The organism is Nocardioides luti, assembly GCF_014212315.1.
Lineage (GTDB): Bacteria > Actinomycetota > Actinomycetes > Propionibacteriales > Nocardioidaceae > Nocardioides > Nocardioides luti.
Genome location: NZ_JACKXE010000002.1, coordinates 424794 through 436018 on the forward strand (window position 1 = coordinate 424794; position 11225 = coordinate 436018).

The window sequence follows — 11225 nt, forward strand, 5'->3', positions numbered from 1 at the left end:
AAGGGAACACACCCCATGACCAGTTTCCGTAACCGGACCGGCCGGATCGGGGCCGTCACGCTTGCGGCGGGCCTCGTCCTGTCGCTCGCCTCCTGCTCGTCCAGCGACCCGACGGCCCCGCCGAAGGCGGACGGGGGCGGCGACGCCGTCGTCGTCGGCTCGTTCGCGTTCCCCGAGAGCGAGATCCTCGGCGAGATCTACGCCCAGGCCCTCGAGGCCAAGGGCATCGACGTCACGACGAAGTTCAACATCGGCCCGCGCCAGCAGACCATCCCGGCCCTGCAGGACGGCTCGATCAACCTGATCCCGGAGTACAACGGCAACCTGCTGGCGTACTACAACCCGGACTACACCGAGCGCACGACCGACGAGGTCAACGGTGCCCTGAGCGACGCCGTCGCCAAGGACAAGCTGCGCGTGCTCGACTCGGCCGAGGCCGAGGACAAGGACGCCTACGTCGTCACGAGCGAGACCGCAGCCAAGGGCATCTCGTCGATCGGCGACCTCACCAAGATCGAGCCGTTCAAGCTCGGCGCGAACCCGCAGTTCGGCGAGCTGGGCTACGGCATCCCCGGGCTCAAGAGCGTCTACAAGGTCTCCGACGTCGACTTCGTCCCGATCGAGGACTTCGGCGGGCCCGACACGGTCAAGGCCCTCGTCGACGACAGCGTCCAGGTCGCCGACATCTACACCACGTCCCCGGCCCTGACCGCCGAGAAGCTGGTCGTCCTCGACGACCCGGAGAACCTCATCTCGGCGCAGAACATCACGCCGCTGATCGCGGACTCGGTCTACAGCGACGAGATCGCCTCGGCGCTCGACGCGGTCTCGGCCGCGCTGACCACCGACGACCTGATCGCCCTGCGCGACCGGGTCGAGGGTGACGAGAAGGCCTCGGCGGCCACGGCCGCCAAGGACTGGCTGGCCGAGAAGGGCCTCGACTGATCCGTCCCACCTGCTCGACGCGCACCACCTGAACGACCTGCAGCACGACGAAGGCCCGGACCGCACGGTCCGGGCCTTCGTCGTCCGCACGGGTGCCGACGTCGTCCATCGAGTCGGCGCGTCTGCAGACGTCAGGACCGTCGAGTCGGCGCGTCTGCAGGCCCCGGAACGGCCGAGTCGGCGCACCTGCTGCTGCAGATGCGCCGACTCGGTGTGCTTCTCGTCGGCAGATGCGCCGACTCGGCGGTGGGTCAGTTGCCGAGGAACCCGGCGACGTCGTCACCGACGTACATGTCGGTGACGGCCTTCGCGCCACCGGGCACGTCGGCGGCCTGGAAGATGTAGCTCGAGTCGCTGGGCGAAGTGCCCACCTGGTAGGCCAGCGGCACGGCGAGGCCGCCGGTGTCGACGGTGCCGAGCTCGTCCTTCGCGGCGAGCACGCCCTCGGGCGTGAGGTCGCCGTTCTCGCAGGCCTTGTCCAGGATCTGGCGCATGACGTCGGCCGCGGCGGTGCCGAAGACGACACCCAGCGTCGGGTCACCGGGGTAGGCGGCCTGGTACTCCTTGAGCAGGTCGGGGAGCTTGTCGAACGGCGCGACCGGCGAGGCGACGAACAGGTTCTTCTCCAGCGCCGGGCCGGCGGGGCCGTCCAGCAGCGCGGGGGCGAAGACCGGGTTGTTGCCGGCGATCGGGACGTCGAGCCCGGCCGAGGCGGCCACGCCGGCGACCGAGGCGGTCTGCCCGGGGGCCACGGTCAGCGCGATGGCCTTGACGCCCTCGGCCTTGAGCTTCGTGACCGGCGCGGTCATGTCGGTGTCGGTCGACTGGATCTGCTGCTCGACGACCGTCATCCCGTGCTGCTCGGCGAAGTACTTCGAGCCGGCCAGGCCGCCCTCGCCGTACTCACCCTCGAAGTAGATGTGGCCGATCTTGTCGCCCTCCTTGATCTTGCCCTCCTTGAGGAGGTAGTCGAGGACGTTGATCATCTCGACCTCGTACGTCGCGCCGACGATCGTGATCTCGGGGCTCTCGGTGAGCGACTGCGCCCACGCGGCCGGGATGTTGACCATGGAGTCCTGGTCGAGCTGCGGCAGCAGGCCGGTGTTGATCGGCGAGCCGATGGTCTGCTCGATGGCCAGCACGTCGTTGTGGATCGAGCTGTAGAGCTGGATGCCGCGCTGGGTGTCGTAGCCGTGGTCCTTGACCGTCTCGTCGATGGTGTACTTGCCGCAGATCTTGTCGCCGGCGTTCTGCTTCTTCCAGTAGAGCGCCTGGGCGTTGGTGATGTCCTTGCCGAGTGCCGCGAAGACACCCGTCAGGTCGGTGAGCGACCCGAGGTGGATGGTGGTGCCGTCGATCCCACGGCCGACCTTGACGCCGTCCTGCTCGGTGGTCGCGCTGTCGCCGGCCTTGGTGCTGCAGCCGGACGCCGCCAGCACCATGGCCGCCGACACGAGCGTGACCGCCCCGCGCTTGGTCATTCTGTTCATCTGTTGTCTCCTCGAGTTGACGTGCCGGCTTGCGCCGTTGTGGTGATCGGGTCCTGATCGGCACCGGGGGGCGCCGCCGGGGCGGCTCCGGGTGCACGTGCGGGGCGCCGCAGGCGGCGCGCGAGACCGACGAGGCCGCCGGGCTCGAAGAGCACGACGAGGATGATCGCCGCGCCGTAGAGGAAGGCGGCCGCCTGGCTCGCCACGATCCCGGGCTGGCCCGGGTCGACGATGAACGGCAGCGCGCCGGCGTACTGCTGGAAGACGAGCGGCAGCGCGCTCACGAAGGTGGCACCCAGCACCGAGCCCCAGACCGAGCCGAGGCCGCCGAGCACGATCATCGCGAGGAACTGCACCGACAGCGTGAGCCCGAAGGACTCCGGCGCCACGGAGCCGATCGACAGCGCGTAGAGGACACCGGCGAGGCCGGCGTACATCGACGAGACGAGGAACGACTTGGCCTTGTAGTCGCGGACGTCGACGCCCATGACCGAGGCCGCGACCTCGCTGTCGCGCAGGGTCTGCAGCGCCCGACCGGGTCGCGAGCGGAGCAGGTTGGCGGCGAACCAGCAGGCGCCGATGCAGAGCACCAGGCCGAGGTACCAGAGCCGCTCGGGCTGCCCGAAGGGCACGCCGAGGACGGCGAGGTACGGCGACTCGTTGCCGCCGAAGCTGAAGCCGAAGACCGAGAACGTCGGCACCAGGCGGCCGTTGAAGCCACCGGTCACCGAGCCCCACGTGTTGAGCACGTGGTCGCCGATGAACACCAGGCCCAGCGAGGCGATGCCGAGGTAGATCCCGCGCAGGCGGGCCGCGATCGGGCTGAACACCAGCCCCATCACGCCGGCGGCGACCACGCCGAGGACCATCGCGAGCAGCGGCGACCAGCCGAGGCCGCCGTACGGGTTGGCCGTGCCGCCGGGCTCGCCGGCGACGTAGGTGTAGGTCACGGCACCGACCGCCAGGAAGAAGGCGTGCGCCAGCGACAGCTGGCCGGTGGTGCCCACGAGGAGGTTCAGGCCGACGGCGCCGATGACGGCGCCGAAGACCGCGAAGCCGGTGCGGAGCCAGAACTCCTCGACGTAGAGCGGCAGGGCGAGCAGCACGACGAGCAGGGCCAGGCCCAGCACGAGCTTGACCAGCCGGCCGGCGGTCGGGGTCGAGCGACGGCTCGTCGCGGGCTGCTGCGAGGGGCGTTCCTTCACGGTGGTCTCAGACACGAGTCATCTCCCGGGTTCCGAAGAGTCCGGACGGTCGCACGAGGAGCACGGCGACCATCACGACGTACGGCACGACGTCGCCGAAGCCACGACCCAGGAACGCGATCTCGTCCTGGTAGCCGGCGGCCATCGCCTCGGCGACGCCGATCAGCAGGCCGCCGACGAGGGCGCCCCCGGTGGAGTCGAGACCCCCGAGGATCGCGGCGGGCAGGGCGCTCAGGGCGACCGTGGCGACCGCGGGGGTCACGCCCGGGGTCGGCGCACCGACCGCGAAGAGGCCCGCGACCGCGGCGAGCACGCCCGCGATCATCCAGGCGACCATCGAGACGCGGCCCATCCGGATGCCCATGAGCGCGGCGGCCTCGCCGTCCTCGGCCGCGGCCCGCATCGAGATGCCCCAGCTGGAGTACTTGAACGTGACGAAGAAGGCGGTGATGAGGATCCCGGCCACCACGATGGCGAGCGCCCGGTTGGTGGTGATGCCGACGCCGCCGAGCGAGATCGACTCACCACCCCACGGGTGGCCGACGTTGAGGATGTCGGAGCCGATCCGGCGGGTGAGCTCGGTGACGATGATCAGGTCCACGCCGATCGTGAGGATGGCGAGGCTGATGACGGGGGCACCGCGGAGCCGGTTGATGAGGACCCGCTCGACGAGGATCGCGGCGACCGCGGAGCCGACGATGCCCAGCGCGACCGCCCCCCAGAAGCCGAGGGTCTCGTGGAAGCGGCCCATCAGGTAGGCGCCGAGGAGGAGCAGCGAGCCCTGCATGAAGCTGGTGACCTCGCTGGCCTTGAAGATGATGACGAAGCCCAGGGCGATGAGCGCGTAGATCGCGCCCAGCGACAGGCCGTTCAGCAGCAGGGACAGGAATTGCGTCACTGGGGACTCTCCTCGTGGTGGACCTGGTCCGCCGCGGCGGCGGGGTCGACGTCGTCGCCGGACCCGAGGTAGGCGCGGATGACGTCGGGGTCGGCCTGCGTCTCGTCCGGGGTGCCGTCCGCGATCCGGCGACCGAAGTCGAGGACCGTGACCCGGTCGGCGATGCTCATGACCATCCCCATGTCGTGCTCGACGAGGACGATCGAGATGCCCAGGCCGTCACGGATCTGGAGGACGGCCTGCGCCATCCGCTCGGTCTCCTCGGCGTTCATGCCGGCCACCGGCTCGTCGAGCAGCAGCAGGCGGGGCTCGGTGCAGAGGGCCCGGGCGACCTCGACGCGCTTCTGGTCGCCGTACGACAGCACGCCGACGGGGGTGTGGAACTTGGAGCCGAGCTCGAGGAAGTCCGCGATCTCGCGGACCCGCTCCCCGTGGCGACGCCCCTCGCGGGTGGCCGACGGGAGCCGCAGGCCGGAGGACACGAAGCCCGCCTTGGTCAGCGAGTGCCGGCCGAGCATGAGGTTCTCCCCCACCGACTGGCCGGCCGAGAGCGCGATGTTCTGGAAGGCGCGGGCGACCCCGAGCTTGGCGATCTTGTGCGGCCGCAGCCCGGTGAGCACGGTGTCGCCGAGGCGCACCTGCCCGGAGGTGGCGCGGTAGACGCCCGACAGCACGTTGAACATCGTCGACTTGCCCGCCCCGTTGGGGCCGATGACGGCGTGGACCGTGCCGGGACGGACCGTGAAGGACACCTCGGAGAGGGCCTTGAGGGCGCCGAACTCGACCGTGACGTTGTCGACGGTGAGGGTCTCGACGTCCTCGCGGAGGTCGACGTCGGAGGTCGGGTCGGAGGTCGTGGTCATGCCGTCCACCTCGTGAGCTTCCTGGTCGTCGTGCGGGTGGCGGCCGGCTTGCCGGACGCCTCGTCGCCCCCGTGGCCGAGGTAGAGGCGCTGGACGGCGTCGGTGCTGGCCAGCTCGGCGGCGGAGCCGGAGAGCGAGACCTTCCCGACGTCGAGGACGAAGGCGTGGTCGGCGACGCCGAGCGCCATGGTGGCGTTCTGCTCGACGAGGAGGACCGAGGTGCCCTGCCGGTTGATCTCCTTGATGACCTCGCCGATCTGGCCGATGATCCGCGGGGCCAGGCCGAGTGACGGCTCGTCGAGCAGGAGCAGCTGCGGCTTCGACATCAGCCCGCGCCCGATCGCGAGCATCTGCTGCTCTCCGCCGGAGAGCAGGCCCGCCCGCTGGCTGCGCCGGTCGGCGAGCACCGGGAACATGTCGTAGATCCGCTGGTGGTCGGCGGCGCGCGCGCCGCGGTCGCCGACCGAGAGCCCGCCGGCCTTGAGGTTCTCCTCGACGGTGAGCCGGCTGAAGATGCGCCGCCCCTCCGGGACCTGGACCAGCCCGGCCGAGACCGAGGCCGCGGGGTCGCGGGCCTTGAGCCGGTCGCCGCGGTAGACGATCTGGCCGCTCTCGATGCGTCCCTTGTGCAGCCGCAAGGTGCCCGACAGCGTCCGCAGCAGGGTGGTCTTGCCGGCGCCGTTGCTGCCCAGCAGCGCGACGACCGCACCCTCCTCGACGGTGAGCGAGACGCCGCGGAGCGCCTGCACCACCCCGCCGTACGTCACCGCGAGGTCCGTGACCTCCAGGATGGGGCCGCCCTTGGCGGCCGGGGTTTCGCTCATGCTCGGGTCTCCAGACGTAGCGCGCGCTTGAGGATCTTGCCGGTGGAGGTCTTCGGGATCTCCTGGACGATGTCGACGACGCGGGGGTACTGGTGGGCGGCGACCCGCCCCTTGACGAAGGCGCGCAGCTCGCCCGCGGTGGCCACGGCCCCGGGCTTGAGGGTGACCACGGCGCGCACCTCCTCGCCCAGGCTCGGGTGCGGGACACCGACGACCGCGGCCTCGTCGACGGCGCGGTGCTCGTGCAGCACGTCCTCGACCTCCCGCGGGAAGACGGTGTCGGGGCCGCGGCTGATCAGCTCCTGGGTGCGGTCCACGACGTAGAAGAAGCCGTCGGCGTCCCGCACGCCGACGTCGCCGGTGCTCAGCCAGCCGTCGGCGAACGCCGCCGCGGTCGCGGCGGGGTGGTCCCAGTAGCCCTTCATGACGTTCGGTCCCCGCACGACGAGCTCCCCGGGCTGGCCGTCGGCGACCTCGGCACCACGCGCGTCGACGACCCGGAGGTCGACGCCGAGGACGGGGGTGCCGACCGAGCCGACGCGCCGGTGGTCGACCCGGTTGGAGGTCGTGAGCGGCGAGGTCTCGGCCAGCCCGTAGCCGTCGAGGACCAGGCACCCGAAGGCCTCCTCGAAGGCCAGCAGCACGTCGACGGGCAGCGGCGCGCCGCCGGAGAGGCACACGCGCAGCGCGGACAGGTCGGCGTCGGCGTGCAGGGGGTGCGCCAGCAGGGCGGCGTACGTCGCCGGGCCGGCCGCCAGCACGCTGACCCGGCGGTCCTGCAGCGTGCGCAGGGCGGCCTCGGCGTCGTGGCTGTCGTCCAGCAGCGCCAGGCAGGCGCCGGACCGCACGGCGGCGTTCAGCGCGGCGGTCTGGCCCAGCGCGTGGGACAGCGGGAGCCCGGCGAGGACGACGTCCTCGGAGGTCAGGTGCACCAAGTCGTTGACGACCACCTCGCAGTTGCGCGCGAGGTTGCCGTGGGTCAGCTCGGCGCCGCGGGGGGCGCCGGTGGTGCCGGCCGTGTAGAGGACGACCGCCGTGTCGTCGGGGTCACGGGGCTCGACCTCGTCGCGGGGCTCGGTCTCCCCCAGCAGGCCCGGGAGGCCGTCCGGGCCGAGCACGACCACGAGGACGCCGAGCGTGCGGGCGAGGGGCTCGACCGCGGCGCGCCCGCTCGGCACGACCACGACGGTGCCGGCGCCGGAGTCGCGCAGCCGCAGACCGACCTCGTGCTCCGCGAGGCGCGGGCTCATCGGGACGACCACCGCGCCGAGACGCAGGATGCCGTAGTAGAGGGCCGTGAACTCCGGGACGTCCGGGAGGACCAGGGCGACGCGGTCGCCGACACCGACGCCGCGGACGGCCAGGAGGCCGGCGACCCGACGGCTCGCGAGGTCGAGGTCGGCGTAGCTGAGAGCGGTCTCCCCGAGCGTCACCGCGGCGGAGCGGCCGCGGGCGCGGGCCGTCCGGTCGAGGTTCTCGGCGAGGTTCACGCGGGGGGCTCCGTCGCAGCAGGGGTCGTCGGTCCCTCCCCATCATTTGTGTGACGGGCCCCACTCGGCCATAGTGACCACACTCACATCCCCGGTGAATGTTTGTTCCCCGGAACAAAGGAGACGACTCGGTGTCCCCCGACGTGACCCGCTCCCACCCCCCGACACAGCCCTCGATCCACCCCCGGATCACGGCCGCCTGCGAGAGCCTCCTGGAGGACGTCGACGACATCGCGTCGTCGTGCTCGGGCATCATCCGGCGCGAGGAGCCGCACTACGTCGACATCATGAGCTTCGAGGAGCTGGCCCACGCCGTACGCCCCAACATCATCGGCCTGGTCGAGAGCGTGATGGTCAACGAGACCAGCCTGCTGGCGGCCCCGCGGCGCACCGGCCGGGAGCGGGCGCAGGCGCGCGTGCCGCTCACGATGGTGCTGCACGCCTACCGCCTGACCGCCCTCCACATCTGGGACCGGCTGGTCCGGCTGTGCGGCGAGAACGCCGAGTCCAACCGGGCCCTGCTCGACTCGGCCTCGGCCCTCTGGAGCGCGGTCGACGTCTACTGCCAGGAGCTGGCGACGGCGTACCGCGACGTCGAGACCGAGCAGCTGCTGCGCGACGTCCGGGTCCGCGAGGCCGCCCTGGCCTCGCTCTTCAGCGGGGTGAGCGGCACGGGTGAGCACTTCGCGGACGTCGCCGACGCGCTGCGGCTGCCCAAGGTCGGCCGCTTCGTGGTCGTGGCGTCGGACTCGTGGCGGGTCGAGCCCGAGCGGGCGCCGGCGACCGCCGAGCGCGCGCTGGCCTCCCTCGGGGTGCGCTCGGCGTGGCGCTCGGAGGCCGACGGCGAGGTGGGCCTCGTGGTCCTGACCCACGCCCAGCGCATCGAGCGGCTGATGGACAACCTGGCCTCGCTCACCGTGGGACGGGTCGGGATCAGCGAGACCTTCGAGGCCGTCGTCGAGACGCCGCTGGCGGTCAACCAGGCGCGCCTGGCCCGCGACACGGCCACCCCGGGCCAGGACGGCGTGATGCGCTTCGGCGACTCCCGCGTGGCCGCGCTCGTCGCCGCGACCCCCGACCTCGCGCTCGGCCTCGCCCAGCAGGTCCTGGGGGCGGTGCTGGAGCAGACCGAGGAGGAGCGTTGCCTGCTCGTGGGCACCCTGCGGGCGTGGTACGACGCCCAGGGATCGGCCGCGGAGGCGGCCAAGCTGCTCCACTGCCACCCCAACACGGTCCGCTACCGGCTCTCCAAGGTGACCCAGCTGACCGGGCGCGACCTGCACGTCCCCAGCGACGTCGTGCACCTCTACTTGGCCCTCGAGGCGACCCGGCTGTTCCCGCCGGTCCCGGCCGACTGAGCCCCGGCACCCACGCGCGCAGGGGTGCGGTTGTACGCCGGAACAAAGCCCGGTCCAGTCCGCCAAGGCTCGGGTCCCGCGGCCGGTCACCTCCAGTCAGGTCGTCGACAGGTGGAGCCACCGACGGTGGGCACATGACGACGACGACACCCGCCTCCGGGCTCCGCCGGACGATGCTGAACAAGGTCCCCGAGGTCACCCTCTACTTCTGGGTCATCAAGATCCTGTGCACCACGGTGGGCGAGAGCTTCGCGGACTACATCAACGAGACCCTGGGCTTCGGGCTCACCAACACGACGCTGCTCTTCTCGGCCGCGCTGGTCGTGGTGCTGGTGTTCCAGTTCCGTGCCCGGCAGTACCTCCCGCCGGTGTACTGGCTGGCCGTGGTGCTCATCAGCGTGGTCGGCACCCTGCTCACCGACAACCTCACCGACGCCCAGGGCACGCCGCTGTGGATCAGCTCCACGGTCTTCACCGTGCTGCTGGCCGTGGTGTTCGGCGTCTGGTACGCCCGGGAGCGCACGCTGTCGATCCACTCGATCGTCACGACGCCGCGCGAGTCGTTCTACTGGCTCACGGTGCTGGTCACCTTCGCGCTCGGCACCGCCGTCGGGGACTGGACGCTCGAGCTGACCGGCTGGTCGCCGGGTGCCGCGGTGCTGCTGCCGGCCGGCCTGATCGCGCTCGTGTTCGTGGCCTGGAAGGCGGGCGCCGGACCGGTGCTGACCTTCTGGATCGCCTACATCCTCACGCGCCCCCTCGGCGCCAACATCGGCGACTTCCTGGCCTCCGACCGCTCCGAGGGAGGCCTGGGCCTGGGCACGCTCGGGACCAGCGTGCTGTTCCTCGCGACGATCGCGATCGTGGTCGCCTACCTGACCGTCACCCGCGTCGACCGGACCGAGGAGGGCCAGGTCACGTCGCCACGTCCTGGACCCTCGTCGGAGTAGCACCGAGAAGACGTCGGGTTCTGGCATCATTCGCTTCATGACGACGGCCTCGGGTGAAGACAGACGGGCCCTCGTAGTCGAGGACGACGAGGACATCCGGGAGCTGATCACCTTCACGCTGTCCACGCAGGGCTTCGACGTCACTGCCGTGGACAGCGGGCTCGCCGGGGTCGAGGCCGTCCGCGCCCTCGACCCCGACCTGATCACGCTGGACCTCGGCCTGCCCGGGATCGACGGGATCGAGGCGTGCCGCCGCATCCGCGAGCTCACCGACGCCTACGTCGTGATGATCACGGCCCGCGACGACGAGGTCGAGCGGCTGATCGGTCTCGAGACCGGCGCCGACGACTTCATCTCCAAGCCGTTCAGCCCGCGCGAGCTCAAGGCCCGGGTCAACGCGATGTTCCGCCGGCCGCGCCGCGGCCCCGCCACCGTCGCCGCGGTCGCGGCGCCGGTGGCCGCGGGCGACGAGCACGAGGTCCTCAACCACGGCGACCTGTCGGTGGACGTCGACGGCCGGCGCGCCTTCCAGAACGGCACCGAGCTCTCGCTCACGCGCACGGAGTTCGACCTCCTCACCGAGCTGATGCGTACGCCGGCCCGGGTCTGGTCCCGCGAGGCGCTGCTGCGCAGCGTCTGGGACACCGAGTGGGCCACCGACACGCACCTGGTCGAGGTGCACATCGGCAACCTGCGCCGCAAGCTGGGCGAGACGCCCGGCAGCGCGCGGCTGATCCGCACGGTACGCGGCGTGGGCTACCGCATGGAGAGCTCGGGCTGAGCCGGCTGCCTCCAGTCGCTGGGGTGGCTCAGGCGCTCAGGCGCTGAGGCCGAGGTACTCCGCCAGCGCGTGGTCGGCGCGGGCCGCCGCGACGGGCAGCCGGGACGCCACGGTGCGGGCGGCGGTGACGTCGAAGCGCCGCACGTTGTCCTCGATGTCGAGCGCCAGGTCGGCGAGCTCGCAGGTGCCGACGGTGACCGAGGAGACCTTGAGGCTGAGGGTGGCGTCGAGCGCCGCGTCCACGTCCGCCTTGAGCAGGGCGCTGGTGATCCGGTTCACCCGGCCGGCCAGCATCTGGCGGTACCGCGTCGCGAAGACGGAGGTGAAGGCACGGTCGTTCACGTCGATGGCCATCCGCACCAGGGCGGCTGCGTCGAAGGCAGGAACAGCGGACAGCGTGGACTCGGACATGTGGGGGATC

The 11225-nt window shown here is 71.5% G+C and carries 11 protein-coding genes; 4 read left to right on the plus strand and 7 right to left on the minus strand.

What is annotated here, in order from left to right; genetic code table 11:
- Nucleotides 1-15 precede the first annotated feature (15 nt).
- On the plus strand, nucleotides 16-945 hold the full coding sequence (locus H5V45_RS21035; RefSeq protein WP_185255033.1) for an ABC transporter substrate-binding protein: 930 nt from the start codon (nucleotides 16-18) through the stop codon (nucleotides 943-945).
- 251 nt (nucleotides 946-1196) lie between these two features.
- Here H5V45_RS21035 and H5V45_RS21040 read toward each other — a convergent pair whose 3' ends face one another.
- Genes H5V45_RS21040 through H5V45_RS21065 form a run of 6 tightly spaced genes read right to left on the minus strand, consistent with a single transcriptional unit; the run spans nucleotide 1197 to nucleotide 7715 of the window.
- Entirely contained in the window at nucleotides 1197-2435 is a 1239-nt protein-coding gene (locus tag H5V45_RS21040; RefSeq protein ID WP_185255034.1) for an ABC transporter substrate-binding protein, read from the minus strand.
- Nucleotides 2432-3655, minus strand: a complete 1224-nt coding sequence (locus tag H5V45_RS21045; protein ID WP_185255035.1) for an ABC transporter permease subunit — start codon at nucleotides 3653-3655, stop codon at nucleotides 2432-2434. The genes H5V45_RS21040 and H5V45_RS21045 overlap by 4 nt, the downstream gene beginning before the upstream one ends.
- Nucleotides 3648-4538 carry an ABC transporter permease subunit gene (locus H5V45_RS21050; RefSeq protein ID WP_185255036.1) on the minus strand — a complete coding sequence of 297 codons (891 nt, stop codon included), beginning with the start codon at nucleotides 4536-4538 and terminating at the stop codon, nucleotides 3648-3650. The genes H5V45_RS21045 and H5V45_RS21050 overlap by 8 nt, the downstream gene beginning before the upstream one ends.
- A complete protein-coding gene (locus tag H5V45_RS21055; protein WP_185255037.1) occupies nucleotides 4535-5401 on the minus strand; it encodes an ABC transporter ATP-binding protein in 867 nt (288 codons plus the stop codon). The genes H5V45_RS21050 and H5V45_RS21055 overlap by 4 nt, the downstream gene beginning before the upstream one ends.
- Nucleotides 5398-6225 carry an ABC transporter ATP-binding protein gene (locus tag H5V45_RS21060; protein ID WP_185255038.1) on the minus strand — a complete coding sequence of 276 codons (828 nt, stop codon included), beginning with the start codon at nucleotides 6223-6225 and terminating at the stop codon, nucleotides 5398-5400. The genes H5V45_RS21055 and H5V45_RS21060 overlap by 4 nt, the downstream gene beginning before the upstream one ends.
- Nucleotides 6222-7715: an AMP-binding protein gene (locus H5V45_RS21065; protein WP_185255039.1), complete on the minus strand. Its 1494-nt coding sequence runs from the start codon at nucleotides 7713-7715 to the stop codon at nucleotides 6222-6224. Before H5V45_RS21065 ends, H5V45_RS21060 begins: the two co-directional genes overlap by 4 nt.
- Before the next feature lie 131 nt (nucleotides 7716-7846).
- Here H5V45_RS21065 and H5V45_RS22805 point away from each other — a divergent pair, with 131 nt between their 5' ends.
- From H5V45_RS22805 to H5V45_RS21080, 3 genes are all read left to right on the plus strand, one after another.
- A complete protein-coding gene (locus tag H5V45_RS22805) occupies nucleotides 7847-9073 on the plus strand; it encodes a helix-turn-helix domain-containing protein (protein WP_185255040.1) in 1227 nt (408 codons plus the stop codon).
- A gap of 134 nt (nucleotides 9074-9207) precedes the next feature.
- Nucleotides 9208-10023, plus strand: coding sequence for a COG4705 family protein (locus tag H5V45_RS21075; protein WP_185255041.1), 816 nt, complete (start codon nucleotides 9208-9210; stop codon nucleotides 10021-10023).
- Between the two features lie 37 nt (nucleotides 10024-10060).
- Nucleotides 10061-10804, plus strand: coding sequence for a response regulator transcription factor (locus H5V45_RS21080; protein ID WP_185255042.1), 744 nt, complete (start codon nucleotides 10061-10063; stop codon nucleotides 10802-10804).
- Nucleotides 10805-10840: 36 nt separating this feature from the next.
- Here the strand turns inward: H5V45_RS21080 and H5V45_RS21085 are convergent, their stop codons facing one another.
- Nucleotides 10841-11215, minus strand: coding sequence for a hypothetical protein (locus H5V45_RS21085; protein WP_185255043.1), 375 nt, complete (start codon nucleotides 11213-11215; stop codon nucleotides 10841-10843).
- Nucleotides 11216-11225: the final 10 nt, after the last annotated feature.